Origin of the sequence: Hasllibacter sp. MH4015, assembly GCF_020177575.1 — a bacterium.
Taxonomy (GTDB): Bacteria; Pseudomonadota; Alphaproteobacteria; order Rhodobacterales; family Rhodobacteraceae; genus Gymnodinialimonas.
The window spans coordinates 114,745-140,337 of record NZ_JAHTBK010000001.1 but is presented as its reverse complement, the minus strand read 5'-3'; the positions used below and the strand labels follow the sequence as shown (position 1 = coordinate 140,337).

Sequence of the window (25,593 nt, the reverse complement as noted above, 5' to 3'; positions counted from 1 at the left end):
TGCAGGGCGTATCGTGCCGGGCAATCAAGGGGCGGTCCGCGCAAGAAGACCGCCCGTGGGTAGGGCAAGGGCCCCGATGCGGGTCGCGGCAGTAAAGCAAGGCGGGACAGGCCGATGGCGCATATCATTGTTCTGGGGAACGAGAAGGGCGGATCGGGAAAATCCACGACCGCCATGCATGTGGCCACGGCGCTTGCGCGATTGGGTCACGTGGTGGGCGGCCTGGACCTCGACCTGCGACAGCGCAGCTTCCAGCGTTACCTCGAAAACCGCGCCCGCACGGTGGAGCGCAAGGGGATGGACGCCGCCCTGCCGCGCATCCTCGAATTGCCCGACATCGCCGCCGACGACGTGCCGGAGGGCGAGAATATCTATGACCTGCGCCTGTCGGCCGCCGTCGCGGACCACGAACGGGTCTGCGATTTCATCGTGATCGACTGCCCCGGCAGCCATACACGGTTGAGCCAGGTGGCCCATTCCCTGGCCGACACGCTGATCACGCCGCTCAATGACAGTTTCGTGGATTTCGACCTCTTGGCGAAGATCGACCCCGAAACCTACGAGCTGAAAGGCCCCAGCGTCTATTCGGAGATGGTCTGGCACGCCCGGCAATTGCGCGCCCGGGCCGGGCTGAAACCCACCGATTGGGTCGTGGTGCGCAACCGGCTTCCGGCGCAGCAGATGCACAACAAGAAGAAGATGGGCCGCGCGTTGGAGGAATTGTCCAAGCGCATCGGCTTCCGCGTGGCACCCGGTTTCTCGGAACGGGTGATCTTTCGCGAATTGTTCCCCTCGGGCATGACGCTCCTGGATCTGCGGGAGTTGGGGGTGGAGCGGCTCAACATCTCCAACGTTGCGGCGCGCCAGGAATTGCGCGACCTCGTGCGGGCGCTGAACCTGCCCGGCGTGAGCGTGGATTTCTGAACCCGCTCGCGCATCGGGCCCGTCCCATCTTCCATGTGCCCGAAATATCCCGGGGGAGTCCGCAGGACGGGGGCAGCGCCCCCCACCTGAGCGCCCCAAGGGGCGTGAGGCAAGAAAAATGCAGGCCCCGCCTGCACCTTTCGGTCAGCGGCGGGACACCTCAATCATAGCGCAGTTCCGTCGCCTTGCCCCGGAAGATGTAATAGGCAAGGACCGAATAGCCCGCGATGGTCGGCACCACGAAACATGCCCCGATCAGGATGATCAGAAGGCTTTCCGGCGCGGCCGCGGCCTCGTAGATCGTCAGTTGCTCCGGCACGACATACGGATAGAAGCTGTAGGCGAGGCCCAGATAGGCCAGCGCGAAGATCGCGGTGCTGACCGCGAACGGCAGCCAGGATCGCGCATCGTCCTTGTAGGGCATCTGGCGGATCATCCACCACAGCCACACGACCAGCAGGCCGGAGATGATCGGGATCGGCGCAAGGTAAAACGCGGTGGGAAAATCAAGCCAGCGGTCGAAGATCCGCGTGGAGACCAGCGGCGTGGCCAGCGACACCGCGCCGATGCCGATGATGATGCCCCATAGGCTCTCTTTCGCCCATTGGACGGCCTTGAGTTGCAGCCCGCCCTCGGCCTTGTGGATCAGCCATGTCGCGCCGATGAAGCTGTAGCCCACCGCGAGGGCCACCGCCGTCAGCGTCGCGAAGGCATAGGTGGCCAGCGTCTGCTCCAGCCCCATGATGTAGAGCCCCAGCATGAAGCCCTGGCTCAGCGCCGTCATGGTGGAGCCCACGAAGAACAGGTTGTTCCACAGGCGCTTGTGTTTCACGTGGGCCTTGGCGCGGAATTCGAACGCGACGCCGCGCAGAATCAGGCCGATCAGCATCACAAAGACCGGCAGGTAGAGCGTTGTCAGGATCAGCCCGTGGGCCGTCGGAAACGCCACCAGCAACAGGCCCACCGCCAGCACCAGCCACGTCTCGTTGGCGTCCCAGAACGGGCCGATGGAGCCGATCATCCGGTCCTTCTCCGCCTCGCTTGCGAAGGGGAAGAGGATGCCGACCCCCAAATCGAACCCGTCGAGGATGACGTAGACGAGGATCGAGAACCCCATCAGCGAGGCGAAGGCCCAGGGCAGCCATTCGGCGGGGTTGGCGAAGTCGGGAAACATCTGCGCTTACTCCGCCGGTTGCAGGGCTTCGACCTGCGCCTTGCCCGAATGGCTCATGTCATTGGCCCGCTCATCGTTGCCGCGCGCCGCCTTGCGGGCGAGGTAGACGATGACGCTGATATAGGCGAAGAGCAGGACGCCGTAGGCCACGAGGTAGCCGATGAGCGTGCCCATCACCATCGGCGCGGGCACGTCGGCCACGGCCATGTCGGTGGTCATGATACCCTGGACAAGCCACGGTTGGCGCCCGATCTCGGTCGTGTACCAGCCCGCGAGCGTCGCGACCCAGCCGCTGAACGCCATCGGCACAAGGACCCAGAAGACCGGCTTCGGGATGCCCTCGACGGCCAACCAGTGACCGGCGGACGCATCCACATGCATCCGGCGCCGCTTCCACATCAAGAACACCGTGGTCCAGGACACAAGCAGCATCGCCAGACCGGTGCCGACCATCGTGCGGAAGGACCAGAAGACGGGCGCGACGGGCGGGTGCATCACCGTGCCATCCTCAGCCACGAAATCGTTCAGGCCCTGCAACTCCCCGTCCCACGAATGGGTCAGGATCAGCGAGGCGAGGCCGGGAATACCCACCTCGAAGTGGTTCTCGCGCGCCTCCTCGTCGGGGATGGCGAAAAGGATGAGCGGCACGTTCGTGCCCGTCTCCCACAGGCCCTCCATCGCCGCGACCTTGGCAGGCTGGTATTCCTTGGTGTTCAACCCGTGCAGATCGCCCAGGTAGATCTGGACGGGGATCAAGAGCGCGCCGATCGACACGCCGACCTTAAGCGCCGTGCGCACATCGCGCGACCGGTCGCCCAAGAGCCAGCGGAAGGCCGACACACCGGCGATCAGGAACGCCACCGTCAGGCCCGACGCCATCCACATATGGGCGAAGCGGTAGGGCATGGAGGGGTTGAAGATGATCGCCCACCAATCAGTGGCATGGGCTACGCCATCGATGATCTCATACCCCTGGGGCGTGTGCATCCAGGAATTCAGCACGATGATCCAGAAGGCCGACACGGTCGTCCCGAACGCCACCAGGAACGTCGCAAGGATGTGCAGCCACGACGGCACCCGCGAAAAGCCGAACAGCATGATGCCGATGAACACGGCCTCAAGGAAGAACGCGGTCATCACCTCGTAGGCCAGAAGCGGGCCCGCGATATTGCCCACGGTTTCCATGAAACCCGGCCAGTTGGTGCCGAACTGGAAGGACATTGTGATGCCACTGACCACGCCCATGGCAAAGGACAGCGCGAAGATCTTCACCCAGAAGCGGTAGATCTCCATCCATTTGATGTCCTTGGTCTGGGCAAACCGGATGCGGAAGAACAAAAGCACCCATCCCAGCGCGATCGTGATCGTCGGGAACAGAATGTGGAACGAGATATTGGCCGCGAATTGAATGCGGCTCAGGATCAGTGTGTGGAGGGCTTCCATCTACTTAACCTCTTTCCGGCGGCCCAATGTGAGGGCCCCGCTTGTCTTGTCGATCAGGCCGGCGATCCGGCTGCCAAGTGTCAGCATCTTGACCAGACGCTCCGTCTCCAGCTTCTCCATGTCGTCGTAGAACCCGGTCATCAGTTCGATCATCTCGCGCAATTCGGCGATGCGGGCCTCCGCATAATCGTCACCCTTGGGGCCGGCCATCTCCAACTCGCGCAGTTTCGTTAAGGTCGGGTCAATCTCGCGCTTCTTGCGCTCCGCGATCAGAATGCGGGTGATTTCCCACAGATCCTCGGGCGTCGTGAAGTAATCCCGCCTGTCACCGGGGACATGGCGCAAGCGGACGAGATTCCAAGCCTGAAGTTCCTTCAATCCCATCGACGTGTTGGACCGGCTGACGCCCAATCCATCGGTGATCTGTTCCGCGTTCAGAGGGGCGGAGGACAGGAACAGCAGGGCATAGATCTGCCCCACCGTGCGGTTGATCCCCCACCGGCTGCCCATTTCCCCGAAATGCAGGACAAACTCCTGCTGGAGAGGTGTCAGGTTCATCTTGAAAATCCCGTTCGCGTTCTTGGATTTCAGTAATTTCTGAAATTGATATAAAGCTTGTCCTTGCAAAGGCAACGCGCAGGGGTGCGACATGGTGGCGAGGGAGTGTTTAGGCGCGCTTAAGATCGTTTAAGGGGCGGCTAAAGGACGTTTTATGCGGCCCCAAGGCACAAAGGATGCATCAGATCACACCCGATAAGGACCGCATCCCATGGCCGTTTTCACCACGAACACCACCGTCACCGTATCCACCCTGACGACCCTGGCGAAGACGCTGCTGAGCCACCTGGCAGCCCTGCGCCCCACGCCCAAGTCGCCCGAAGATCACCTTGCCGCCCAACAGCGCCGGACCGAGGCCCGCGCCCGTGTCGACACCCTGCTACGCTAATCTCCCACGCCGGTCTCGGGAAACCCGAGATCGCGCATCGCCCGGACCGTAAGATCCACGTACCCCTGGCTCGCCACCGCCCGGTGGGTCAGGAAGCTTTCAACGGAAAACTCCGGCGCGCGTTCGCGGTATTGCCGCGCAAGCTCCGCCGCCTCCTCCATCCGGCCCACCGCGTGATAGGCCGTCATCAGGCCCTGCACGGTCGACATGAAGGTCGGATATTCCGAAAGCGCCTGTTCGAAGTGCACAATCGCCTCTTCCGGCTGGCCCCGTTGCAGGGCGACATTGCCGAACCCACAGGTCATGACGCCCAGATTGGGGTGCAACGGGCTCAGCCGCTTGGCCCGTGTCAAACAGGCGACCGCTTCGTCATTTTCATCTCGATAGACATGCAGCCAGCCCTTCAGCATCGCCGTGGTGGCCGAGTTCGGGTTGATCCGCTCGGCCCGTTCCAGCGCGATCAGGCTGTCGCGATAGCGGCGGTGCACATATCCGAGGTAATTGCCCGCATAGGCCAGCGCGACCGGGTCATCCTCGGACGAATTCACCACCTCCTCCGCATAGTCCAGCGCCATGGCGCCTTTCTCAAAACTCCAGAAGCGTGTCGCGACACCCGTCACGCAGGCAAAGCAGATCAAGGCTTTGGCGTGGTTATAAGCGGGGTCCAACTCCAGCGCTTTGCGCAACAGCTTTACCCCCTCTTCCAACCCTTCCGCTGAATCGAGCCGCGCGACCATCGGGGTGGCCTTCAGGCACAGGTCATAGGCGCTCAGGCTTTCTGTCGGCTTTGCCCGTGCCCGCGCGGCCTCGGCCCAGATCAGCTTGGGCTCCAACGCGCCCGCCACACTTTCGGCCACCTGGTCCTGCAGATCGAAGATATCGCCCATCTCGCCATCGAACCGGTCCTGCCAGATCATCCGCCCGGTCTCGGCCTCCACCAGTTGCGTGAAGATGCGGATGCGCTCACCCGCCGCCTGGATGGAGCCTTCCAGGATATACCGCACCCCCAATTCGCGGCCCACCTCGGCCAGATCAACGGCGCGGCCCTTGTAGGTGAACGTCGACGTGGAAGACGTCACGAAGAACGATCCCACCCGCCCCAACGCGCCGATGATTTCGGTCACGATACCGTCGACCAGATACTCCCGATCCACGCTGCCGGTCAGGTTGGAAAACGGCAGAACAGCAAGGGACGGAATGTCGGGAACGGCGGGTCCTTCCACCTCGACCGGGGCGGCGCCTATGGTCAGGCGATATCCCACACCCGGCACCGTCTTGATCGCCGTGCGCCCCAGTGCCTTGCACAGGGCGGTGATCTGAACGGCTAGATTGCCGTCTTCGACGATCAGGCCCTGCCAGACGTGGTCCAGCAGCTCGGCCTTGGAGACCACGCGGTCGGCGTGGGCGTGCAGGTAGCTGAGGACGTCAAAGGCCCGCGCGCCCAGGCTCAGCCCTGCGCCCTGCCACCGTGCAACCCGTTGATCGTTCTGAATTTCGAGCATCCTGCGTCCCGTTGCAGCGCGCCTGAAACAAGGCCCGATCCGGGCAGCTAGGCACGGCAGGGCGTGAGCTGTCAAACCGATCCGCGTCTTGATTTAGCCAAGCCGGCGTCAGGCCGGTGCCAATTGCGCGGCGACCCTGGCCACGATCGCAACGAGGTCGTCGAAGTCCCGTGCGATGGCAACGGCGCCTTCGCGCACAAGTTCCACCGGAGGATTGTAACCCCACGATACACCGACCGCGCGGATCCCCGCAGCCTCCGCCATCCGCATGTCATAGCGCGAGTCGCCGATCAGGATCGTGTTCTCCGCGCTTCGTCCGGTCTCGGCCAGGGCGCGCGCGATCATGGTCGGGTTGGGTTTTGACGGGTTGTCGTCAGCGCATTGCACGGTGTGGAAATATTGGTGCCAGTTCATCGTGGACAGCATATGCTGCGTGCTCCGCCGGGCCTTACCGGTCGTGAGCCCCAAGACGAAGCCCATTGCGCGCAGCCGACCCAGCGCCGCGTCCGCCCCGGGAAAGACCGGCGAAGGATCATCTTGTTCGATGAGGTCGAAATAGCGCAACCGATAGCCCGACAGGATTTTCTCACGTCGATCCGGGTGAAGGCGACTGGCCAGCACGTCCACCATTTCGGGAAGTGACAGACCGATAAGCGACTGGACGAATGCTGCCTCCGGCGGGTCTTCGCCTGCGGCCTCGAACGCTGTGACCATTGTGTCCGCGATCACCCCGCCCGCATCAAGCAAGGTCCCGTCAACGTCGAACAACAAAAGCGGGCCGCGCAGAGGCACCTCCTGCGGCAACGGGGTATCTTCCAGCCGTCTCGTCCAGTGTCGTCCAGCCATGAAGGTATGCTCTCAAGATGAGCATCAGCGTAACAGGTGATGGACGCCTCTGCCATCGCGATCGCCACCGGACGCGCGGTATGGGTATCCGACCCCCCTCAGTCCGCGACCCATTCGAAGGCGTCGCCCTGGGTCCGGATCCGCCCCAAGGACGGCAGCTGGAAGTGCGTCCCCAGCACCCGCGCGCCGCTATCGGCCACGCTCTCCAGCAAATGCCTGCGCGAGGTCACGGCAAGCTCCGGGTCGCTGTCATAGACGAAATGCCATTCGGGAAAGGCGCATTGCGGGGTCGTGTGGATCGCATCGCCGGTAATCACGGCCTCCTGACCTTGGGACCGGATGCGTACCGACACGTGGCCCGGTGTATGGCCGGGGGTGGAGATCAGGGTGACATGATCGCCGAGCGCGTGATCCGGCCCCACTTCCTCCGCCTGCCCGGCCTCGATCACCGGAAGGATGCTTTCGTCATACATCGGGTGCGGATTGTCCTCGAACATCGCCAGGTCGGCCTTCGGCAGAAGGTAGCGCGCATTGGGAAAGGTCGGGACCCAGCGACCGTCCAGAAGGCGCGTGTTCCACCCCACATGATCGACATGAAGGTGGGTGCAGAAGACGTAATCGACCTCATCCGGCGTGGCACCCGCCGCGGTGAGCGCGGCCAGAAACCGGTCGCTGTCGCGCATGTTCCAGGTCTCGAAGCTCGGGAACGTCTTGTGGTTGCCAACACAGGCATCGACGAGGATCACGTGATCGGGGGTGCGCAGAAGGAAACCCTGAACAGGCAGGATGACCCGTGTGCTGCCCTTCTCGATCTGGCCCGGCGCGATCTCTTCCATCAGGCCGGCCACGTCGGGGCCTGCATTGGGGTATAACGTCTCCGCCTCCCGGAACGGGCCGTTCAATTCCAGGATACGCCAGACTTCAATGTCGCCGATCTTGCACAGCATTTCGCATCTCCCCCTCGGGCCCGCACGCCACGGGACCAGCCTTTCCCATACCGCCCCCCGTGACAAGCCGCGTCCGCGCGCGCAGGATGGCGGGATGAGCGCATTGTTCGACGGTGACGACCGCCTGTTCCTCGCCGCCATCGATGCGGCAAAGGTCTATGGCGAATATGGCATGGGGGCGTCCACGCTTTGGGTCGACGCCTATACCGACGCTGCGATCATCGGGGTGGATACCTCGGCCGATTGGGTGGCACAGACCAGCGCCGCCGTCACCCGCCCCGGCCACATCCTGCGCCATATCGACGTGGGGCCGGTGGCCAAATGGGGCAAACCGCGCAGCTACCGCAAGCGGCGCAATTTCATTCACTACGTCGAAGGCCCCTGGAACGCGCCGGTCAAGCCCGATGTCGTTCTGGTGGACGGGCGGTTTCGGGTGGCGAGCTTCCTGACCACGCTGATCCATGCCGATCCCGGCTGTGTCGTCGTGTTCGACGATTACGTGGGGCGGCGGACCTATCATATCGTGGAGGAGGTCTTGCGCGCCTCCGAACGCTCCGACCGGCAGGCGGCTTTCGTGGTGCCGGAAGATGTGGACCTAAAGGCGGTCACGGAGCTGCGTGACCAATTCATGATGGTGACGGAATAGCCGCGGGCCTGAAAAAGGCCCCGCCGTCGCCAGCGGGGCCTCCTCTATCTCACACGCAAACGCTTACTTGTCGTCGTCGGTTTTCAGCGCCGCGCCAAGGATGTCGCCAAGCGATGCGCCGCTGTCGGAGGAGCCGAACTGTTCCACGGCTTCCTTCTCTTCGGCGATCTCGCGGGCTTTGATCGACAGGCCAAGGCGACGGGACTTCGCGTCGATATTCGTCACGCGGACATCCACCTTGTCGCCGACGCCGAAGCGTTCGGGGCGCTGTTCGGCGCGATCCCGGCTCAGGTCGGAGCGGCGGATGAAGGACTTCATGCCCTCGTAATCCACTTCGATCCCGCCATCCTCGATTGCGGTGACTTCCACCGTGATCACGGAGCCGCGCTTGACGCCTTCGATGGTCTCCCCGAACGGATCGCCGTCAACCGCCTTGATGGACAGGCTGATACGCTCCTTCTCGGTGTCGACCTCGGTGACGACGGCCTTCACGATGTCACCCTTGCGGAATTCACCGATGACGTCTTCGCCCCGGCCTTCCCACGTCAGATCGCTGAGGTGGACCATGCCGTCGATTTCACCGTCGAGACCCACGAACAGGCCGAACTCGGTGATGTTCTTGACTTCGCCCTCGACCTGCGTGCCCTCGGGGTGGGTTTCCGCGAAGACTTCCCACGGATTGCGCATGGTCTGCTTGAGGCCGAGGGAGACGCGGCGTTTGACCGGGTCGATCTCCAGCACCATCACTTCGACTTCCTGGGAGGTCGAAACGATCTTGCCCGGATGCACGTTCTTCTTGGTCCAAGACATCTCGGAGACGTGGACAAGGCCTTCGACACCAGGCTCCAGCTCAACGAACGCACCGTAATCGGTGATGTTCGTCACGCGGCCCGTGTGGACGGAATCGAGCGGGTACTTGCCCTGAACGGCATCCCACGGATCGTCCTGCAGCTGCTTCATGCCAAGGCTGATGCGGTGCGTTTCCTTGTTGACCTTGATGACCTGCACCTTGACGGTCTCGCCAATGGTCAGGATCTCCTTGGGGTCGTTGACGCGGCGCCAGGCCATGTCGGTGACGTGCAGCAGGCCGTCCACACCGCCCAGATCGACGAATGCGCCGTACTCGGTGATGTTCTTGACCACGCCGTCCACAACGTCGCCTTCGTTCAGCTTACCGATCACCTCGGCGCGCTGTTCGGCGCGGGACTCTTCCAGGATCGCGCGGCGCGACACAACGATGTTGCCACGGCGACGGTCCATCTTCAGGATCTGGAACGGCTGCTTGAGGCCCATCAACGGGCCCGCATCGCGCACGGGGCGCACGTCAACCTGGGAGCCGGGCAGGAACGCAACAGCGCCGCCCAGATCCACGGTGAAGCCACCCTTCACGCGGCCAAAGATCGCGCCTTCGACACGCTCTTCCGCGGCATAGGCCTTTTCCAGACGATCCCAGGCGGCTTCGCGGCGGGCCATCTCGTGCGACAGCACGGCCTCACCACGGGCGTTCTCGACGTTGCGAAGATACACTTCGACCTCGTCCCCGACGGAGATGTCGGGCGCTTCACCGGGATTCGCGAATTCTTTCAGCTCGACCCGGCCTTCCATCTTGTAGCCGACGTCGATGATGGCCTGTCCCGCTTCAATCGCGATGACCTTGCCTTTGACAACCGAGCCCTCGTCGGGCGTGTCAATCTCGAAGCTTTCGTTCAGGAGGGCTTCGAATTCCTCCATGGTTGCATTTGCCATGTGGCTTTGGGTTCCTATTCGGTTTTGATCTGGCCGCGCGGTTGTCTCCGCCGGTCTTGGTTTCATTAGCCCTACCGCTTCGCTGCGTGAGGGCGTTGCTTGGTCATTCCGTGGCGGGGCCGGGAAAATAAAGAGGGCCGGAGAACGTCCGACCCTGCTCATCTCATGCCCCCGACTTATCCGCCGAGTTGACGAGCGCGCGTATAGCTCTGCCAACCAAAATGCGCAAGCCCCGCAGGCCGAAGGCCAGCGAGGCTCGATTGCATCCGGCGCGACTTGTTCTCAGAAACGGAAGCCGAGGCGAAGCCGAAACGCGTCTTCGGTGACTTCGTAGGAATTGTAGAAGGAGCTGGCGTTTGATCCGTTCAGGCTCGAATGCGTCCAATCCGCACCGACGAACATTCGGTCATTGATCGCATAGTCAGCACCAAGCCCGTAGGTCATGCCGGTGATGTTGTCACGCACGTCCACGAAGCGTGAAAAGAATTCGCGCGACGCATAGCCGACAGAGGCAGACACCAGCACGTTATCGAACGCGTACCCGACCCGTGCGCGCAGCTCGGTCTGGCTGCCCAATTCGAAAAGGAACGGGCCCGCACCTTGCTCCCCGTCATAGATATTATGCGAAATCTCGGCACCGTAAACGAAGGCGTCGTTTTGGAACAGATAGCCCGCAAAAACCCCCGGCGCGGCTTCCGCATCAAACGGGTTTTCAGGATCACTGGGGTTGGTATTGAAATCCCAGTGCACATCAATGGCAGCGAGGCTTACGCCACCATAAGCGCCGGACCAATCATAGGCCTGTTGCGCAGTCGCTGCCGTGGAAAAAGCAAGTGTCGCGGCAAGCGCGGTGATGATGGGCCTAAGCATGCTGTCCCCTGACAGTGGTCATGTTGTTTCGCAAATGTTTAGCACCTCCCGCCCCAATGGAATAAACGTTTCACAGGCGCCGCTTTCATTTTTTGAAGCTTGTGACATATCTGGCCAGCATTTCATGGTTAGACGCAGACTTCGGAAAACATCCAACCAGACCAAATTGTACCGCGAGACGAACCGCGATCGCCCGGGCCTCGGCGCATCTTACGGGCAGGAGGTGATGGCCCGGACGCCCTTCCGTCTCGCGCAACTCCTCCGGGCAGTTCCCGTGAAAGAGCGTCTTGCCCCGCCCCCCAAGGCAGCGCGTTCCGACCCGCTCACCTCACCAGCCGGACACGCATCGGGCAACCCGAAAACGGTCTCAGAACCTTAAGATTCAGTTAAAATCGCAGAGGATGTTGTTTCATTCCAGATACTTAACCCACTTTATCAAGCGTGATAAGCTACGCCCTCACAGCTCCTCCCCGAGGTTCCGCAACTCCTCGATCAGGCTGCGTGTATCGCCGCCGCCGAACATGATCGCGCCCGACGTGTAGGTGTCGCCGTAGGTCTGGGCGAGCGTCACGGTCTGGGCGAGGCCGGAGATCACCTGGTCCTGGGTCAGCTCGGCTAGCGGATGGATGAACGTGGACCAGAGCCGGTCATTGGCCACGGCATAGCGCGCATCAAGCGCAGTGTCGAAATTGGCTTGGAGGATGCGCAACATCTCCGCTTCCGTCAGCCCCGCCGCGGAGGAGATCGGCACCAGAATGCGCATCCGGTTGGCCCGGGGATCGCCGATGATGGTGACGGGAACGTTGGCGACGGTGAGGGAAATTCCGCCCGGCTCCACCACGGCGGCCTCGTCGATAAGGGTCATGATCGCGCCGAGCCGGGCCATGGTCATCGGCGGCTCCACCTCGATCTGCGGCACCTCGGGCTGCGCGTCCGGCGTCTCTTCGGTCTGGGCAAGGGCAGGACCGATGGCGGCGGTAAGGGCGAGGGTCAGGGCGATGAGGATGCGCGGCATGGGACGAACTCCGGGATCAATGGGAGTCCAGCCTAGACCGGCAAGGCACGGCAACCTAGGGGGGAATGCCTCACCCCCGGTCACGCTCCCGCGACGGCTCGCTCATGTTTCGCGCCGCGCGGCGACCAGGTCCACGGCGGCCGCAATTGCCGCGGCGATGCTGAGGTCGCTGGTGTCGAGCGTCACGGCATCCTCGGCGGCGACCATTGGTGCCGCGGCGCGCTCCGTATCACGGGCGTCGCGGGCACGCACATCGGCGAGGACGTCGTCGTAAGCGATGTCGATCCCCTTGGCCGCCATCTCCTCCATCCGGCGTTGGGCGCGAACCTCAGGGCTGGCGGTGACGAACAATTTCACCTCGGCGCGCGGGCAGATCACGGTGCCGATGTCCCGCCCGTCCAGCACCGCGCCCCCGATGCGGTGGGCGAAGGCGCGCTGGAATTCCAGCAAGGCCTCCCGCACTTCGGGGATCACCGCGACCTTGGAGGCGGCCTGCGCCACATCGGGGATACGAAGGGCATCGGGATTGGCCAAATCATCCGGCGTCAGGCCACGCGCGGCATCGATCGCCCGTTCACCCCGCAACAGCCGCGCGCCAACCGCCCGGTAGAGCAGGCCCGTGTCGAGATGGGCGAAGCCGAACCGGTCCGCCACTGCGCGACCGATCGTGCCCTTGCCCGCCGCAGCCGGGCCATCAATGGCGACCGTGAATCTCATGGGCGTCTGGTTCTCACGAATATGGCCCCGAGCGCAATCACGCTGCCAATCAAAAGCACGTATTTGGCAACGGTCAGGCGGCTGGCGACCTGGATGGTGGCGGGCGTGACGGGTCCTGTCTCCCTCAACATTCCCGCAACCGCCGCATTCTCCACCAGATCCGCCGCAACGTATCCCAATGCGAGAGCCGCGAGGATGCGCCATGGACTTGGGGACAAGCGCCAGAGCGGCCAGGCCAGCAACGCGCCGAGCGCAAGGGGGAACACCGTATCGAGGAGGCGCGCGGGGCCAAGATACGTCTCCCGCGCCTCAGGCGTCAGCGCGTCAAGGAACGCCCGCGCCTCCGCCACCGAATAGCCGAACACACGGCCATCGAACGGCATCAACCCACCTGCCCCGGGCATCACATCGGAAAAAACGATCCACGCCAGCCCGGCGTATAGCAATGCCGTGAGAACCGCGAGGCCCCGCCACAACGCCCATTCCGTCATCCCGAAACCTGCGTGGTGAGGCTCGGATCATCCCGCGCCGCCTTCGGCAGATCATCCGCGATGTCGTAATACGCGCCCTTGTCGGCGCAGAAGATATGCCCCGCCAGCCGCACGCCCGGATCACCATCGAATGTCCCGGCAAAGATCGACAGATGTGTCCCGGATCCATCCCAGAACAGGTTCGACCCGCACGTTGCGCAAAACCCGCGCCGCGCCTTGGCGGAGGAGGCGAACCAGGTCACCGCGCCCGTGATCCGCACGGCATCGCGCGGGGCGGAGGTTGCGGCGACGTGATGGCCGGAGGTCTTGCGGCATTGCGCGCAGTGGCACGCGATCACGGGGCGCAGCGGGCCCGCGACGGCGTAGGTGATTGCGCCGCACAGGCAGGACCCATGGGGATATGACATGGCAAGGCCTCCTTCACGGGAAACCTAGGCGGGCAGGAATGCCGTGGCCATCACGAGTGCGACGGATCAGGGTCCGCGTCCGCCGCGCGTGGCCCAGGCCCCTCCATCTCCTCGCGCACCTCGCGGCGCAGCGCGCGGGAGGGCGGGCAGACTTCCTGCATGAACGACCACAGATGACCGGCCAGTTGATCCTGCTCCATCCCGTACAGAATGAACTGCCCTTCCCGCTTGCGCCAGATCAGGCCGGCCGATTCGAGAATGGACAAATGCTTGCTGACCGCTGGTTTCGACATCTCGAACCGGTCGGCGATGGCACCGGCATGCAGGGGCCTATCCCGCAGATATGCAAGGATTTTCCGGCGCGTGGTCGAAGACAGGGCTTCAAAGACTTTGTCAGGGCTTGACATAATTCACCAATTAACTCACAGGTTAAATAGAGATTTCACTTATTAGTTAAATGATGAAGCGAGGAGATACAAGGGATGGCTGAGGACATGACGCTACGCGCCACCGATCGTGTGACGCCGATGCAAGGCAGTTCCGCGGTTGAGGGGCGGGTCGTCTGGTCCTCCGCAAAATCGCTCTGGTTCAGCGCCATGGCGCTGGCGGGCATCATCGGCGTCGTGGCTTTCCCGTCGTGGGAGGCCGCCAGCGTTACCTTCGCCCTGATGCTCCTGACCCTCTGCCTCGGCCATTCCGTCGGGATGCACCGCCTACTGATCCATCGCAGTTTCGAGACACCCCGCTGGCTGGAATACGCGCTGGTCTACCTTGGAACCCTTGTCGGCATGGCGGGACCCATCGGCATGTTCCGCATCCACGAGATCCGCGACTGGCAGCAACAGCAGCGTGATTGCCATTCCTTCGCAAAGCACGATGTCGGGTTCTGGCGGGATGCGGTTTGGCAGATGCATTGCGAGATGAACCTCGACCATCCGCCGGTCCTTCATATCGAGGGCCGCATCACGGGCGATCCTTTCTACCGCTGGTTGGAGGCGACGTGGCGGTGGCAGCAATTGCCGCTGGCGGCGCTCCTTTTCGCCATGGGCGGTATCGGCTTCGTCCTGTGGGGCGTGAGTCTGCGCATCGCGGTGTCGCTGGCGGGCCATTGGGTCACGGTCCATTTCGCCCACACGACCGGAGAGCGCCCGTTCGTGCAGGACGACATCGCGATTGACGGGCGCAACCTGCCGTTCTGGGGCGTGTTCACCTTTGGCGAAGCCTTCCACAACAACCACCACGCGTTTCCGCGTTCCGCCCGGATGGGACATCACGCGGGCCAGATCGACCCCGGCTGGTGGGTGATCCGCGCCCTGTCGGCCCTCGGGCTCGCGTGGAACATCCGCTTACCGCACGGGCTGCAAAACCCCGCATTCAAAGGAGCCATCCAATGAACCTGATCGACACTGACCGCGTCTTCGCCACGCCACGCACGTCCGCCACCGAAGGCCGCATCGTCTGGGCCCCGGGCAAATCGCTTTGGACGCTTACCCATATGGCCGGCGGCCTTGCCGCGATCGTCGTATTCCCCAGTTGGGGGGGCGTGGCGGCGTTTCTTGTCCTGTCGGCCCTCACGCTTTGCGCCGGGCATTCCGTGGGGATGCATCGCCTTTTGATCCACCGCAGCTTCAACGCGCCGAAGGGGGTGGAACGCGTTCTGGTCTGGCTCGGAACGCTGGTCGGCATGGCGGGGCCGATCGGCATGATCCGCGCCCATGACATGCGCGATTGGCACCAGCGGCAGACGGTATGCCCGCCCCATCCGTCCCATGGCGCGGGCTGGCTGAGGGATGCGTGGTGGCAAATGCATTGCGAATTCCGCCTGACCCACCCGCCCCGTTTCGTGGTGGAGGCGGAGATCGCTGACGATCCCGTCTACGCGTGGATGGAACGGCATTGGATGGCGCAACAACTGATCCCCGCGGCGATCCTGTTCGCCATCGGCGGCATCGGATTGGTTCTGTGGGGCGTGTCGCTCCGCATCGCGGTGTCGCTGATCGGCCATTGGGCCGTGGGCCATGCCGCCCACAAGGGCGGACATCAGGGGTGGGAGGTCAGGGGATTGCCGGTGCAGGGCTACAACCTGCGCGGCCTGGGGTTCCTGACCTTCGGCGAGAGCTTCCATGGCAACCACCATGCTTTTCCGCATTCCGCGCAACTTGGCGTCGAACATGGCCAGGTCGATCCGGGCTTCTGGTTCATCAAGGCACTGGAAGCCGTGGGGTTGGCTTGGGATGTGAAGCGGCCGGACTCCGAACCGGCTCGCGAAGGGCTGGCCCGGGTCCGCCAATCTTTGCATGCGGAAAGCGAGAACCTGGCCCATGCCTAATCATGACATCTGGCGTGGTTGCCTCTGGGCCTACGGCGCCTGCATTCTGGCTTTCGCCGCTCTCATTTCGGTCGGCACAGGCCCAGAACGCCAAATTCTGGAGGCCATGGTGGTCAACACGTTGTTCTTCGCGACATTTGGCGTCGTCGCGTTCCTGCCAGCGGCGGGGTTGGCCTTTGCCACCAATGCCGCGCTAAGGGGTCACATCGAAAGAGCCTATTGGTGGCACAGCACTGTGATCATCACGGGCTGGTCTGTCGTGGTGCTCGGGCTTTTCTTTCAATCCCCGGTTGGCTTGGTCTGGGCCGTCGGGATCGGCATCGTGGCCAGCCCGGCCTTCTGGTTGGGTGCCGTCGGGCGGCGTTGGTCGGTCCCGCTCGCCCCGCTTGAAGACCCCTGCCTTCCCTAAGCTCGGTTGGACCGCTCGAGCCGTGCGCCGAGGTCACGCATCAGCCCTTCGAAAATCGGAAACGACGTCGCGATGGGCCCCGCATCATCCACGGTGATCGGCTCGCGGCTCGCGAACCCGGCGCATAGAAATGACATCGCGATGCGATGGTCGAGATGGGTCGCGACCTTGGCCCCGCCCTTCACGCCGCCGGGGCCGCGCCCATGGACGATCCACCAATCGGGGCCATCCTCGACCTTCACCCCGGCCGCGCGCAGGCCATCGGCCATTGCGGCGATCCGGTCGCTTTCCTTGACCCGCAATTCCTTGACGCCACGCATCACCGTCGGCCCCTCGGCATTCGCCGCGACCACCGACAGGATTGGGTATTCGTCGATCATGCTCGCCGCGCGGTCGGGCGGCACTTCGATCCCCTTCATGTCGGGCGAGAAGCGCGCACGCAGGTCCGCGACCGGTTCGCCGCCTTCCTCCCTGGGGTTCTCATAGGTCAGATCCGCGCCCATTTCGCGCAGCGTCTCGAACAGGCCCGCGCGGGTGGGGTTGAGGCCAATATTGGGGACCACCACGTCCGAGCCTTCGCAGATCAGCGCCGCACAGACCGGGAAGGCGGCGGAGCTTGGGTCGCGCGGCACGGCGATGGTCTGGGGCTTCAGTTCAGGCTGGCCGGTCAGGGTGATGACGCGGCCCTCCTCCGTCACCTCGGTCGTGATCTGCGCGCCGAAGCCCGCCAGCATCCGTTCGGAATGATCTCGCGTCGCCTCCGCCTCGATCACCACGGTCTGACCGGGTGCATTCAGGCCCGCGAGGAGCACGGCGGATTTCACCTGCGCCGAGGGGACGGGCGTGGTGTAGCGCACCGGAAGCGGATGGGCCGCCCCCACGAGCGTCATCGGCAATTGCCCCTGCGCGCGCCCGTAGGATTGCGTGCCGAACAGGGACAGCGGGTCCGTCACCCGCGCCATGGGCCGGGACCGGAGCGACGCATCGCCGGTGAATGTCACGGAGATCGGCGTCGTGGCCATGGCCCCCATCAACAGGCGCACGCCGGTGCCGGAATTGCCGCAGTCGATGACATCCTCGGGCTCCGCGAACCCACCCACGCCGACGCCGTGGATCGACCACGTCCCGTCACCTTCCCGCGTCACCTCCGCCCCGAAGGCCCGCATGGCGGCGGCCGTGTCCAGCACGTCCTGGCCTTCCAAGAGGCCGGTCACCCGCGTCTCGCCCACGGCCATCGCGCCAAGGATCAGGGAGCGGTGGGAGATCGACTTGTCGCCCGGCACCTCTGCCACACCGTTAAGGGCACCGCCGCGGCGCGCGGTCATGGGCTGGGGATCACCGTGGGAGGACATGGGGCATGCGGCCTTTTGCGATGGGTCTTGGGCCGTGGTGATAGACGCGGGACCGGTGGGGGTCCATGGGTGATTTTTGGGGGGTGAATTGATGTTGCAACAGCAAGGTTGCACGCGTGCAACCCTACCTTAAGTATTCGTATTCAATATATTTTCAGATTTCCTTTAACCGAATCTTAACCTTTTAGCCACTCATCCGGCTCGCCGAAAGGTCAAGTAATGCGGCACGCGGCCTTCGCGCAGGGCCTTTTGTTCGTAGCGGGTCGAGAACCAATCCATCCACGGCTCGCGCCAATCAGACGGACCTTCGGCAAGCCACTCAAAACCGGGCCCCGGCACTTCTTCAAGTGTCTGGCGCACGTAGTCGGGGATGTCGGTGGCCACACGAAACTCGGCGCCGGGTTTCAGGACGCGCGCCAAGGGATCGAGGTGTTCGGGCGTGACGAAGCGCCTGCGGTGGTGGCGTTTCTTGGGCCACGGATCGGGGTAGAGCAGGAAAGCCCTGGAGATGCTTGCGTCGGGCAGCACATCGAACATGTCGCGCGCATCACCGGGATAGACGCGCAGATTCTCGACGCCCGCCTTACGGATCTTGCCCAGAAGCATGGCAACGCCGTTGATATAGGGCTCGCATCCGAGGATGCCGACATCGGGGTTGCTCGCCGCTTGATGGACCAGATGCTCCCCCCCGCCGAAGCCGACCTCAAGCCAGACATCGCGTCCGCCGAAGAGCGCGTCGAGGTCGAGAGGCGTGCGATCTGGGTTCGCATCCCAATCGACATCCCCCGGCGACAGGGCGTCCAGATCCTCCGCCAGATACCGTTCTTGGCTGTCTTTCAGGTGCTGGCCCTTGCGGCGGCCGTAGAAATTGCGATGGGGGCGTTCCATGGCGGCGCGCTTAGCGTGATCCTCGGACCGGCTCAAGGGCCGGACAGCGAAAAGGCCGCACCCTTTCGAGTACGGCCTTCCGGACATTGTTCAGGATGCGGCCCGGGGTCAGAGTGCGCCCTTGATCGCATCGACCAGATCCGTGCGCTCCCACGAGAAGCCGCCATCGGCCTCGGGCGCGCGTCCGAAATGGCCGTAAGCCGCGGTCCGTTGGTAGATCGGCTTATTCATGCCCAGATGGGTGCGGATGCCGCGCGGCGTCAGGTCCATGACCCGACCCAAGGCGCGCTCGATCTCTGCCTCGTGAACCTCACCCGTCTGGTGCGTGTCACAATAGATCGACAGGGGCGAGGCAACGCCGATCGCGTAGCTCAACTGGATCGTGCAGCGATGGGCGAGGCCTGCGGCCACGACGTTCTTGGCCAGGTAGCGCGCCGCATAGGCGGCTGAGCGGTCGACCTTGGTAGGATCCTTGCCGGAAAACGCGCCGCCGCCATGGGGCGCCGCGCCACCATAGGTATCCACTATGATCTTGCGCCCGGTCAGGCCCGCATCGCCATCCGGCCCGCCGATCACGAATTTGCCCGTGGGGTTCACGTGCCAGACCGTGTCGTCGGAAATCCAGCCGTCGGGCAGTTCTTCGCGGATATAGGGCTCCACGATGGCGCGCACGTCGTCGGAGGTGAGGCTCTCGTCAAGATGCTGTGTGGACAAGACGATGGAGGTCACGCCGACCGGCATGCCGTTTTCGTAGCGCACCGACAATTGCGATTTCGCGTCCGGTCCCAGCGCAGGCTCCGCCCCGGATTTACGTTCATCGGCCAGCCGCTTGAGGATGTTGTGGGCATAGCAGATCGGGGCGGGCATCAGTTCGGGCGTTTCGTTGACCGCGAAGCCGAACATGATCCCCTGGTCGCCCGCGCCCTCATCCTTGTTTTCGGCGGCATCGACGCCCTGGGCGATATGGGCGGATTGCTCGTGCAGCAGGTTGGTGATTTCCACCGTCTCGTGGTGGAACTTGTCCTGCTCATAGCCGATGTCGCGAATGCAGTCGCGCGCGATGGCGTCGATGCGGCCCATGTATTCCTTCAGCTTGTCCTGATCGCTCAGGCCCACTTCACCGCCGATCACCACGCGGTTGGTGGTGGCGAAGGTCTCTGCCGCGACGCGCGCTTCGGGTTCTTCGGCCAGGAAGGCGTCGAGAACAGCGTCGGAAATCCGGTCGCAAACCTTGTCGGGATGCCCTTCGGAAACGGATTCCGAAGTGAAGAGGTAGTTATCGCGCGCCATGGGGGGTGCTCCATTATAATGACACCTCACGTCAGGAAGCCGTTGTGAGGTTTTGGGCGACTTACGCCTGAATGGGCGAAGGTTCAATGCACGCCGGCGCGCCGTGCGGCAACAAGCCCAAGCGCTGTGGCAATTAGGGCGACAAGCAGCGCGGGCAGATCGCCCATGCGCGCGTAGGGCGTGGGCGGCAACGCGGCGGGCAGCGGCACGTCGAGCACCCCGTGCACGTCCATCGGCAAGGCCTCCACCACGCGCCCCCGCGCATCAATCATGGCGGAGACACCGGTATTCGCGGCGCGGATCATCGGCAGCCCCTGTTCGGCGGCGCGAAGACGCGCAAGGGCCAGATGCTGGTAGGGCATGGCGAAACTGCCGAACCACGCATCGTTGGTGATCTGCACCATGAAATCGGGCCGGTCGAGACGGGCGATGTAACGGGGGAAGATCGCCTCGTAGCAGATCATCGGGAAGGCGCGGCCGAGGGGGCCGACATCCACCAGGCCGGGGCCTGCGCCGGGGCGGTAGCCGCTTGCCATCTGTTGCGCCAATCCGCTGAGACCCAACCGGTCGGCCAGCCCGCGCAGGGGGATGTATTCGCCGAAGGGCACAAGGTGGTGCTTGTCGTAGACCTGAGTGATTTCTCCGTCCGGGGCGAGCAGCGCGAGGATATTGCGCGGCTCGATCCCCGCATAGCGTTGCCCGCCCACGATGATCCGGGCGTCGCCCGCCGCCTCCGCCATGCGGGCGCGCGGCGTTTCGGAATCGCGCAAGATGGTGGGAAGCGAGGTTTCGGGCCAGACAACCAGGTCCGGGGCGCCCGAAGGCCCCGGCGCGGAGGACGTGAGGTCCAGCGCCCGCTGGAAGAAGACCGGGATCATGTCGCGTTGCCATTTCAGGTGCTGGGGCGCGTTGATCTGGACGATCCGCACGAGATGGTCGGTCGGCGCGGGGGCGGGTCCGGCCCATGGGATCAGTCCGATTGCGAGGCCGGCGGCGAGGGGCAGACCCGCCAGCGCGGGGCCGGTCCGCAGGTAGAGCGCGGCGGAGCCTGCGGACAGCAGCAAAACCACCAGCGTGAGCGCCAATGGTCCCCCAAGCGCCGACAGCGCCAACGCCTCCGTCCCGATCAGACCGTGGCCCGGTTCCGCCCATGGCAGGCCGGTCAGCACGTGGCCGCGGGCGTATTCCGACAGCGCCCAAAGCCCGGCGAAGGCCATGGCACGGCCCGCCCCCGGCCCCGTCAGGCGCGCCGCGACCCAGCCCGGCACGGCCCAGAACAGGGCCAGACCGCCCGCCATCAGGACAAGCGCGAAAGGGGCCATCCAGCCCGTCGCGGCGGCATCCACGAAAAACGGTTGCACGATCCAGTGCATCGCGAGCCCGAACCAGCCCAGACCGGCCCACCATGCCATCGCGAAGGCGTGCTTCGGCGTGGCGGACCGGGCCACGAGAATCGTCACAAGCGCGAGGGCCGGGAACATCGCGTACCATGCCTCGAACGGTGGAAGGGACAGAGCGGCCACACCGCCCGCCAAGACGGCCAACGCGCGGGATTGCCAGCGCGTCAGGCCCCCGTCGGGCGTATCGGCATCGCTCACTCCGCCGCCTCGTCCTGGGGCAGACGGACGCGCAGGCGCTTGATGCGCCGCGGATCGGCGTCGATCACTTCGAATTCCACGCCCGAGGGATGCGGCACGACTTCACCGCGCGCGGGCACCCGGCCTGACAGGAGGAAGACCAGGCCGCCGAGCGTATCGACTTCCTCCTCCTCCGTCTCGTCCACGAGGTCGAGGCCGATCTCGGATTCAAACTCATCGAGCGGCGCGCGGGCCAGCGCGAGGAATGCGCCATCGTCTTCCCGCGTCCAGTGCTGCGCCTCCTCGACGTCGTGTTCATCCTCGATCTCACCGATGACCTGTTCGATCAGATCCTCGATGGTCAGAAGCCCGTCGACGCCACCATATTCATCAATCACCAGTGCCATATGGATGCGATCCGCCTGCATCTTCGTCAGAAGCACGCCGATCGGCATCGAGGGCGGGACGTACAGCACCGGGCGCAGGGATTCCGACAAGATGAACTCCGCCCCGTCCCCGTTGAAGCCGTGCTGCAACGCGATGTCCTTGAGATGCACGAGGCCGATGGGTTCATCCAGCGTCCCGTCATAGACCGGCAGGCGCGTCAGGCCGCTGTCGCGGAACACCTGCACCAATTCGTCCAGCCCGATGTCGCTGGCGACCGACACGATCTCCGCGCGCGGGATGGATACGTCCTCCACCCGCATCTGGCGCAGATTCGACATGCTCGGCAGCCGGGGGCCCAGAACGGTCGGAGTGGCTTCATCTGTGGAATTGGGGGCATCGTCCGGGTCAGCGCCGTTACCGGCATTTCCGAACAAGCGTGCAAAGAACCCGGGCCGTTCAGGCGAGGGGTCATCATCGTCCGAGGGCGCGCCACGCGCCGCGGGAGACGACGGATCAGGGTTTGAGCTCATGGCTCCTTTCCGAAACAATAAACCGGGCTGCAATTGCCCGTGGGTCTAATATGGGTCAGGGACACCCAATCTGGCAAGTATACGCGTCTCCAACCCCTCCATGAGTGCGGCATCAGGGTCGGTTTCGTGGTCGAATCCAAGGCAATGCAGCACGCCATGCACGATCAGATGGCTCAGGTGATGTGGCAGGGTCTTGCCGGCCTCGTCCGCTTCACGCGCACAGGTCTCGAATGCCAGCGCAATATCGCCGATCTCCTCCGGTGGGCCGACCGGATCGGGGGCGGGCAGGTCCGGCATCTGTCCCGCAATTGCCGACGCGCAGTCTGTAGCGGGCCAGGACAGAACATTCGTCGGCGTCTGCTTGCCGCGAAACTCCGCATTCAACACCGCGATCCGGGCATCGTCGCAGGCCAGCACGGACAGCGCGAAATGCTCCGGCTCCAACGCGAGTTCGCGCAGCGTGGCCTCCGCGGCGGTCTGGGCCAGCTCCTCCAGCGCCACGGCGTCCCATGCGGGCGCTTCGATCAAAATGTCGATCTCCATGGCCGGGGGATTAGGCGCAATGACACCCGGGCGCAATCACCGCGCCCGGATGCCGTGCGTGTCAGAGGGCCTTGGCGAAAATCACCTTGGCGAGACCAGCCGCGTAGTAATCGGCGATCTTGCCCTGTTGCACATACCCGGCCGCGCGATAGACCGCGCGGGCGCGGGATTGCTCCGCACCGTCGCTCCTCCCGATCAGCAGCAGACGTCCGCCATCCGCCTTTGCCGCATCCTCCGCCGCCGAGATCAGGGCCGCACCGCCGCCCCGGCCACGAAAGGCACCGGCCACGGCGATGAAGAGCAGGTTGAACACATCTTCGTTGATGCCGTCCCTGGTCAGGTAGGCGGCCCCGGCGATCAAGGTGCCGTGGTCGAGCCGGAACCAGGTCGCGTCGTCCCCCGACAGCATATCGGGCAGGTTATCGCCGAAGCCCTCAGCTTCCGCCGGAGAAAAAAGGCCACTTGCGGTGATGATTGTGGTGAGGTCCTGCGCATCTTGGGTCCGCGCCCGGCGCAGGGTGAAGTCATGTTGGGTCAATGGTTTGATCCACTTTTCTGAGGTTTCATGGCTGAAGACGCCGCTGCCCGAAAGGGGTTGCGGTCACAGGCCCGCGCTCTCGGGGCCGGCTAAATCAGGGGGTCGCGGGACGACCGAACATGAAACCTCCGCACGCGCGAATATGCGCGTGTTGGCGTAGCCTGAGGGTTGAAACCCGCGCGGTCAACGGGCGGCTGCCCCGCGAAATGGGAAACACCTGCCCTTTTTCTGCCCAATTGTTTCGGTACCGAGGACAAAACAAAATTCGAGGCAGTTATCATGGACCATTTCACACAGGCGCTTTTGCAGCTTGGCCGCGCCATCAGCGTACCGTTGACGAACCATCCGATTCTCGTGGGATTCGGCCTGTGCCTGTTGATCGGCACGTGGGTCCTGCAATCGCGCTGGTCCCGCAAGGCCGCCGGGAAAACCGGGGCGCGCCGCAGCGATCAGCCCGCCGGCGCATCCTTGTCGTAGGCTTCGATGATCTTCGCGACCATGTGGTGGCGCACGACATCCTTTGCCGTGAAATAGTTGAAGGAAATGCCCTTCACCCCGTCGAGAATCCGTTCCGCATCCGACAGGCCGCTGGTCACGCCGCGCGGCAGGTCAACCTGTGACCGGTCGCCGGTGATGACCATCCGGCTGCCCTGCCCCAGGCGCGTGAGGAACATCTTCATCTGCATCGAGGTGGCATTCTGCGCCTCGTCCAGCACCACGTAGGCATTCGACAGGGTGCGCCCGCGCATGAAGGCCAGCGGCGCGATCTCGATCGTCTTTTCCTCGATCAGCTTGGCCAATTGCTTGCCCGGCAGGAAGTCGTTCAGCGCGTCGTAAAGCGGCTGCATGTACGGATCGACCTTGTCCTTCATGTCGCCGGGAAGAAAGCCGAGCCGTTCGCCCGCCTCCACCGCCGGTCGGCTGAGGATGATCTTGTCGACATGTCCGCTCATCATCTGGTTCACGGCGACCGCGACGGCGAGGTAGGTCTTGCCGGTGCCTGCGGGGCCAATCCCGAAGGCCAATTCGTGATCGTAGAGCGCGCGGACATAGTTCTGCTGCGCCTGTGTGCGCGGCTCGACCGTCTTCTTGCGGGTGCCGATCTCCAGCGTGCCGCCCTTGAACATCTCGATCTGATCGCCATCCCGCGTGCCGGTGCCCTCGCCCGAGCCGCCGAGGCGCACAGCGGCGTCGATATCGCCCGGTTCCAGCGATTTACCAGCCTCCACCCGCTCGTAGAGGCCTTGCAACACTTCTGCCGCGCGGTCCTTGGCATCGCCCAGAATGGCAAGCTCGTTGCCACGGCGAAGGATGTGGACCGACAGCAGGTGTTCCACCTGCGCGAGGTTGCGGTCGAATTCGCCGCATAACTCGATCAGCAGGCGATTGTCGGGGAAGGTCAGGATGTGTTCGGGGGATTCGGCGGATACGGGCGCTTGGCCGGTCGGGTCGGTCTCAGACAGCGTGTTGATTGCCAAGGAAATCTCCGGTCGAGGTGTCTACCCCGGACCACCCGAGGCTCCTGTCTTGATCCGAGTCTGGCCGCACGGGCCATTGTTGTCCACAGCGATCCTTGCGGTTGAGACGATATTTTGTGGTGCCCATGGTTGCGCCCGCGACACCTGCCCGGTGCCGGTACGAAAACAGGCGGCCCCGAAGGACCGCCTGCCGCAAGGTATTCTCGATGGCGTCAGCGCCGGATGCGTGGCACGCGATCCGCGATACCCGGGCTGCCGGAGCTGTAATCCCCGATGATGGAGCCGCGCGGCGCAGGCTCGGTACAGACCGGCAGACCCGAGCGCGGATCCAGGCGGCGCGACCAGTAGCCCTCAAGCCCGTCGTCGATCATCCAGATGTGGCAACCGTCGGGGTCGATGTAGATCCCGGCCTCTAGCCGCGACAGGGACCCGGCATCCCGACCGCGGTCTTCACCGATGGCGATCACCGGCGGTTCGCCGTTGGGACCCAGGCGGGCGGGGCCCACCCCTTCGAAGTTTTCCACGCAGCCCATCAGCGCAAGCGGTGCGGCCATCAGCAGGGGAAGTTTGAGAATATTCATGTCTGTCCCTTTCCCGC

General features: G+C 64.0%; 29 protein-coding genes and 1 riboswitch. Of the genes, 7 read left to right on the top strand and 22 right to left on the bottom strand.

From position 1 onward, the window contains the following. Positions 1-114 precede the first annotated feature (114 nt). The gene (locus KUW62_RS00800) at positions 115-924 is read left to right on the top strand and encodes a division plane positioning ATPase MipZ (RefSeq protein WP_224813616.1); all 810 of its coding nucleotides are present in this window, start codon (positions 115-117) and stop codon (positions 922-924) included. A gap of 160 nt (positions 925-1,084) precedes the next feature. Here KUW62_RS00800 and KUW62_RS00795 read toward each other — a convergent pair whose 3' ends face one another. From KUW62_RS00795 to KUW62_RS00785, 3 genes are read right to left on the bottom strand one after another with little or no spacing between them, the layout of a single operon-like run. Next, complete coding sequence (locus KUW62_RS00795) at positions 1,085-2,098, bottom strand: cytochrome d ubiquinol oxidase subunit II (RefSeq protein WP_224813615.1); 1,014 nt, start codon at positions 2,096-2,098, stop codon at positions 1,085-1,087. Between the two features lie 6 nt (positions 2,099-2,104). After that, entirely contained in the window at positions 2,105-3,541 is a 1,437-nt protein-coding gene (locus tag KUW62_RS00790; protein WP_224813614.1) for a cytochrome ubiquinol oxidase subunit I, read from the bottom strand. Further along, complete coding sequence (locus KUW62_RS00785; RefSeq protein ID WP_224813613.1) at positions 3,542-4,099, bottom strand: GbsR/MarR family transcriptional regulator; 558 nt, start codon at positions 4,097-4,099, stop codon at positions 3,542-3,544. 211 nt (positions 4,100-4,310) lie between these two features. On the opposite strand from KUW62_RS00785, the gene KUW62_RS00780 reads away from it, so the two are divergent. After that, on the top strand, positions 4,311-4,487 hold the full coding sequence (locus tag KUW62_RS00780; RefSeq protein WP_224813612.1) for a hypothetical protein: 177 nt from the start codon (positions 4,311-4,313) through the stop codon (positions 4,485-4,487). On the opposite strand, the gene KUW62_RS00775 is transcribed toward KUW62_RS00780, so the two are convergent. From KUW62_RS00775 to KUW62_RS00765, 3 genes are all read right to left on the bottom strand, one after another. Continuing rightward, positions 4,484-5,989 (bottom strand): winged helix-turn-helix domain-containing protein, encoded by a 1,506-nt coding sequence (locus KUW62_RS00775; protein WP_224813611.1) that lies wholly within the window; start codon positions 5,987-5,989, stop codon positions 4,484-4,486. The genes KUW62_RS00780 and KUW62_RS00775 overlap by 4 nt on opposite strands. A gap of 108 nt (positions 5,990-6,097) precedes the next feature. After that, positions 6,098-6,835 (bottom strand): HAD-IA family hydrolase, encoded by a 738-nt coding sequence (locus KUW62_RS00770; protein ID WP_224813610.1) that lies wholly within the window; start codon positions 6,833-6,835, stop codon positions 6,098-6,100. A gap of 98 nt (positions 6,836-6,933) precedes the next feature. Further along, positions 6,934-7,782 carry an MBL fold metallo-hydrolase gene (locus KUW62_RS00765; RefSeq protein ID WP_224813609.1) on the bottom strand — a complete coding sequence of 283 codons (849 nt, stop codon included), beginning with the start codon at positions 7,780-7,782 and terminating at the stop codon, positions 6,934-6,936. A 94-nt stretch (positions 7,783-7,876) separates the two neighbouring features. On the opposite strand from KUW62_RS00765, the gene KUW62_RS00760 reads away from it, so the two are divergent. Further along, on the top strand, positions 7,877-8,428 hold the full coding sequence (locus KUW62_RS00760; RefSeq protein ID WP_224813608.1) for a hypothetical protein: 552 nt from the start codon (positions 7,877-7,879) through the stop codon (positions 8,426-8,428). Between the two features lie 63 nt (positions 8,429-8,491). Here KUW62_RS00760 and rpsA read toward each other — a convergent pair whose 3' ends face one another. The 7 genes from rpsA to KUW62_RS00725 all read right to left on the bottom strand — a co-directional run bounded on the left by rpsA (position 8,492) and on the right by KUW62_RS00725 (position 14,081). After that, a complete protein-coding gene (gene rpsA, locus KUW62_RS00755) occupies positions 8,492-10,240 on the bottom strand; it encodes a 30S ribosomal protein S1 (RefSeq protein WP_224813607.1) in 1,749 nt (582 codons plus the stop codon). A gap of 216 nt (positions 10,241-10,456) precedes the next feature. After that, positions 10,457-11,044 (bottom strand): outer membrane protein, encoded by a 588-nt coding sequence (locus tag KUW62_RS00750; protein WP_224813606.1) that lies wholly within the window; start codon positions 11,042-11,044, stop codon positions 10,457-10,459. 457 nt (positions 11,045-11,501) lie between these two features. Beyond that, positions 11,502-12,059 (bottom strand): hypothetical protein, encoded by a 558-nt coding sequence (locus KUW62_RS00745; RefSeq protein ID WP_224813605.1) that lies wholly within the window; start codon positions 12,057-12,059, stop codon positions 11,502-11,504. 102 nt (positions 12,060-12,161) lie between these two features. Next, on the bottom strand, positions 12,162-12,776 hold the full coding sequence (locus tag KUW62_RS00740; protein ID WP_224813604.1) for a d(CMP) kinase: 615 nt from the start codon (positions 12,774-12,776) through the stop codon (positions 12,162-12,164). After that, positions 12,773-13,267, bottom strand: coding sequence for a hypothetical protein (locus KUW62_RS00735; RefSeq protein WP_224813603.1), 495 nt, complete (start codon positions 13,265-13,267; stop codon positions 12,773-12,775). The genes KUW62_RS00740 and KUW62_RS00735 overlap by 4 nt, the downstream gene beginning before the upstream one ends. Then, the gene (locus KUW62_RS00730) at positions 13,264-13,674 is read right to left on the bottom strand and encodes a GFA family protein (RefSeq protein WP_224813602.1); all 411 of its coding nucleotides are present in this window, start codon (positions 13,672-13,674) and stop codon (positions 13,264-13,266) included. The genes KUW62_RS00735 and KUW62_RS00730 overlap by 4 nt, the downstream gene beginning before the upstream one ends. Before the next feature lie 50 nt (positions 13,675-13,724). Continuing rightward, positions 13,725-14,081 carry a metalloregulator ArsR/SmtB family transcription factor gene (locus KUW62_RS00725; protein ID WP_224813601.1) on the bottom strand — a complete coding sequence of 119 codons (357 nt, stop codon included), beginning with the start codon at positions 14,079-14,081 and terminating at the stop codon, positions 13,725-13,727. Positions 14,082-14,156: 75 nt separating this feature from the next. Here KUW62_RS00725 and KUW62_RS00720 point away from each other — a divergent pair, with 75 nt between their 5' ends. The 3 genes from KUW62_RS00720 to KUW62_RS00710 are packed head-to-tail and all read left to right on the top strand — an operon-like array spanning position 14,157 to position 16,412. After that, positions 14,157-15,068, top strand: a complete 912-nt coding sequence (locus tag KUW62_RS00720) for an acyl-CoA desaturase (protein ID WP_224813600.1) — start codon at positions 14,157-14,159, stop codon at positions 15,066-15,068. Beyond that, a complete protein-coding gene (locus KUW62_RS00715; protein WP_224813599.1) occupies positions 15,065-16,003 on the top strand; it encodes an acyl-CoA desaturase in 939 nt (312 codons plus the stop codon). The genes KUW62_RS00720 and KUW62_RS00715 overlap by 4 nt, the downstream gene beginning before the upstream one ends. Continuing rightward, positions 15,996-16,412: a hypothetical protein gene (locus KUW62_RS00710; protein ID WP_224813598.1), complete on the top strand. Its 417-nt coding sequence runs from the start codon at positions 15,996-15,998 to the stop codon at positions 16,410-16,412. Before KUW62_RS00715 ends, KUW62_RS00710 begins: the two co-directional genes overlap by 8 nt. On the opposite strand, the gene aroA is transcribed toward KUW62_RS00710, so the two are convergent. The 7 genes from aroA to KUW62_RS00675 all read right to left on the bottom strand — a co-directional run bounded on the left by aroA (position 16,409) and on the right by KUW62_RS00675 (position 23,517). Then, on the bottom strand, positions 16,409-17,764 hold the full coding sequence (aroA, locus tag KUW62_RS00705) for a 3-phosphoshikimate 1-carboxyvinyltransferase (RefSeq protein ID WP_224813597.1): 1,356 nt from the start codon (positions 17,762-17,764) through the stop codon (positions 16,409-16,411). The two genes, KUW62_RS00710 and aroA, sit on opposite strands and share 4 nt — an antisense overlap. Before the next feature lie 192 nt (positions 17,765-17,956). After that, entirely contained in the window at positions 17,957-18,652 is a 696-nt protein-coding gene (locus tag KUW62_RS00700; RefSeq protein WP_224813596.1) for a tRNA (guanosine(46)-N(7))-methyltransferase TrmB, read from the bottom strand. A gap of 108 nt (positions 18,653-18,760) precedes the next feature. After that, positions 18,761-19,942, bottom strand: coding sequence for a methionine adenosyltransferase (gene metK / locus KUW62_RS00695; protein ID WP_224813595.1), 1,182 nt, complete (start codon positions 19,940-19,942; stop codon positions 18,761-18,763). 6 nt (positions 19,943-19,948) lie between these two features. Further along, positions 19,949-19,996: riboswitch (SAM-SAH riboswitch) on the bottom strand. A gap of 29 nt (positions 19,997-20,025) precedes the next feature. Next, entirely contained in the window at positions 20,026-21,540 is a 1,515-nt protein-coding gene (gene lnt, locus KUW62_RS00690; protein WP_224813594.1) for an apolipoprotein N-acyltransferase, read from the bottom strand. Then, positions 21,537-22,436 carry a transporter associated domain-containing protein gene (locus KUW62_RS00685; protein ID WP_224813593.1) on the bottom strand — a complete coding sequence of 300 codons (900 nt, stop codon included), beginning with the start codon at positions 22,434-22,436 and terminating at the stop codon, positions 21,537-21,539. The genes lnt and KUW62_RS00685 overlap by 4 nt, the downstream gene beginning before the upstream one ends. A 45-nt stretch (positions 22,437-22,481) precedes the next feature. Continuing rightward, positions 22,482-22,979: an rRNA maturation RNase YbeY gene (gene ybeY / locus KUW62_RS00680; protein ID WP_224813592.1), complete on the bottom strand. Its 498-nt coding sequence runs from the start codon at positions 22,977-22,979 to the stop codon at positions 22,482-22,484. Positions 22,980-23,040: 61 nt separating this feature from the next. Then, complete coding sequence (locus tag KUW62_RS00675; protein ID WP_224813591.1) at positions 23,041-23,517, bottom strand: GNAT family N-acetyltransferase; 477 nt, start codon at positions 23,515-23,517, stop codon at positions 23,041-23,043. A 279-nt stretch (positions 23,518-23,796) separates the two neighbouring features. On the opposite strand from KUW62_RS00675, the gene KUW62_RS00670 reads away from it, so the two are divergent. Next, the gene (locus KUW62_RS00670; protein ID WP_224813590.1) at positions 23,797-23,994 is read left to right on the top strand and encodes a hypothetical protein; all 198 of its coding nucleotides are present in this window, start codon (positions 23,797-23,799) and stop codon (positions 23,992-23,994) included. Here KUW62_RS00670 and KUW62_RS00665 read toward each other — a convergent pair. Both KUW62_RS00665 and KUW62_RS00660 read right to left on the bottom strand, forming a co-directional pair. After that, entirely contained in the window at positions 23,967-24,989 is a 1,023-nt protein-coding gene (locus KUW62_RS00665; protein ID WP_224817007.1) for a PhoH family protein, read from the bottom strand. The genes KUW62_RS00670 and KUW62_RS00665 overlap by 28 nt on opposite strands. Positions 24,990-25,207: 218 nt before the next feature. Continuing rightward, on the bottom strand, positions 25,208-25,576 hold the full coding sequence (locus KUW62_RS00660) for a hypothetical protein (protein ID WP_224813589.1): 369 nt from the start codon (positions 25,574-25,576) through the stop codon (positions 25,208-25,210). Between the last annotated feature and the right edge of the window lie 17 nt (positions 25,577-25,593).

What these genes read in the sequence shown, in the direction of transcription:
- KUW62_RS00800 (WP_224813616.1), top strand. Translation starts at nt 115, where the DNA reads ATGGCGCATATCATTGTTCTGGGGAACGAGAAGGGCGGATCGGGAAAA.
- KUW62_RS00795 (WP_224813615.1), bottom strand. Translation starts at nt 2,098, where the DNA reads ATGTTTCCCGACTTCGCCAACCCCGCCGAATGGCTGCCCTGGGCCTTC.
- KUW62_RS00790 (WP_224813614.1), bottom strand. Translation starts at nt 3,541, where the DNA reads ATGGAAGCCCTCCACACACTGATCCTGAGCCGCATTCAATTCGCGGCC.
- KUW62_RS00785 (WP_224813613.1), bottom strand. Translation starts at nt 4,099, where the DNA reads ATGAACCTGACACCTCTCCAGCAGGAGTTTGTCCTGCATTTCGGGGAA.
- KUW62_RS00780 (WP_224813612.1), top strand. Translation starts at nt 4,311, where the DNA reads ATGGCCGTTTTCACCACGAACACCACCGTCACCGTATCCACCCTGACG.
- KUW62_RS00775 (WP_224813611.1), bottom strand. Translation starts at nt 5,989, where the DNA reads ATGCTCGAAATTCAGAACGATCAACGGGTTGCACGGTGGCAGGGCGCA.
- KUW62_RS00770 (WP_224813610.1), bottom strand. Translation starts at nt 6,835, where the DNA reads ATGGCTGGACGACACTGGACGAGACGGCTGGAAGATACCCCGTTGCCG.
- KUW62_RS00765 (WP_224813609.1), bottom strand. Translation starts at nt 7,782, where the DNA reads ATGCTGTGCAAGATCGGCGACATTGAAGTCTGGCGTATCCTGGAATTG.
- KUW62_RS00760 (WP_224813608.1), top strand. Translation starts at nt 7,877, where the DNA reads ATGAGCGCATTGTTCGACGGTGACGACCGCCTGTTCCTCGCCGCCATC.
- rpsA (WP_224813607.1), bottom strand. Translation starts at nt 10,240, where the DNA reads ATGAAACCAAGACCGGCGGAGACAACCGCGCGGCCAGATCAAAACCGA.
- KUW62_RS00750 (WP_224813606.1), bottom strand. Translation starts at nt 11,044, where the DNA reads ATGCTTAGGCCCATCATCACCGCGCTTGCCGCGACACTTGCTTTTTCC.
- KUW62_RS00745 (WP_224813605.1), bottom strand. Translation starts at nt 12,059, where the DNA reads ATGCCGCGCATCCTCATCGCCCTGACCCTCGCCCTTACCGCCGCCATC.
- KUW62_RS00740 (WP_224813604.1), bottom strand. Translation starts at nt 12,776, where the DNA reads ATGAGATTCACGGTCGCCATTGATGGCCCGGCTGCGGCGGGCAAGGGC.
- KUW62_RS00735 (WP_224813603.1), bottom strand. Translation starts at nt 13,267, where the DNA reads ATGACGGAATGGGCGTTGTGGCGGGGCCTCGCGGTTCTCACGGCATTG.
- KUW62_RS00730 (WP_224813602.1), bottom strand. Translation starts at nt 13,674, where the DNA reads ATGTCATATCCCCATGGGTCCTGCCTGTGCGGCGCAATCACCTACGCC.
- KUW62_RS00725 (WP_224813601.1), bottom strand. Translation starts at nt 14,081, where the DNA reads ATGTCAAGCCCTGACAAAGTCTTTGAAGCCCTGTCTTCGACCACGCGC.
- KUW62_RS00720 (WP_224813600.1), top strand. Translation starts at nt 14,157, where the DNA reads ATGGCTGAGGACATGACGCTACGCGCCACCGATCGTGTGACGCCGATG.
- KUW62_RS00715 (WP_224813599.1), top strand. Translation starts at nt 15,065, where the DNA reads ATGAACCTGATCGACACTGACCGCGTCTTCGCCACGCCACGCACGTCC.
- KUW62_RS00710 (WP_224813598.1), top strand. Translation starts at nt 15,996, where the DNA reads ATGCCTAATCATGACATCTGGCGTGGTTGCCTCTGGGCCTACGGCGCC.
- aroA (WP_224813597.1), bottom strand. Translation starts at nt 17,764, where the DNA reads ATGTCCTCCCACGGTGATCCCCAGCCCATGACCGCGCGCCGCGGCGGT.
- KUW62_RS00700 (WP_224813596.1), bottom strand. Translation starts at nt 18,652, where the DNA reads ATGGAACGCCCCCATCGCAATTTCTACGGCCGCCGCAAGGGCCAGCAC.
- metK (WP_224813595.1), bottom strand. Translation starts at nt 19,942, where the DNA reads ATGGCGCGCGATAACTACCTCTTCACTTCGGAATCCGTTTCCGAAGGG.
- KUW62_RS00685 (WP_224813593.1), bottom strand. Translation starts at nt 22,436, where the DNA reads ATGAGCTCAAACCCTGATCCGTCGTCTCCCGCGGCGCGTGGCGCGCCC.
- ybeY (WP_224813592.1), bottom strand. Translation starts at nt 22,979, where the DNA reads ATGGAGATCGACATTTTGATCGAAGCGCCCGCATGGGACGCCGTGGCG.
- KUW62_RS00670 (WP_224813590.1), top strand. Translation starts at nt 23,797, where the DNA reads ATGGACCATTTCACACAGGCGCTTTTGCAGCTTGGCCGCGCCATCAGC.
- KUW62_RS00660 (WP_224813589.1), bottom strand. Translation starts at nt 25,576, where the DNA reads ATGAATATTCTCAAACTTCCCCTGCTGATGGCCGCACCGCTTGCGCTG.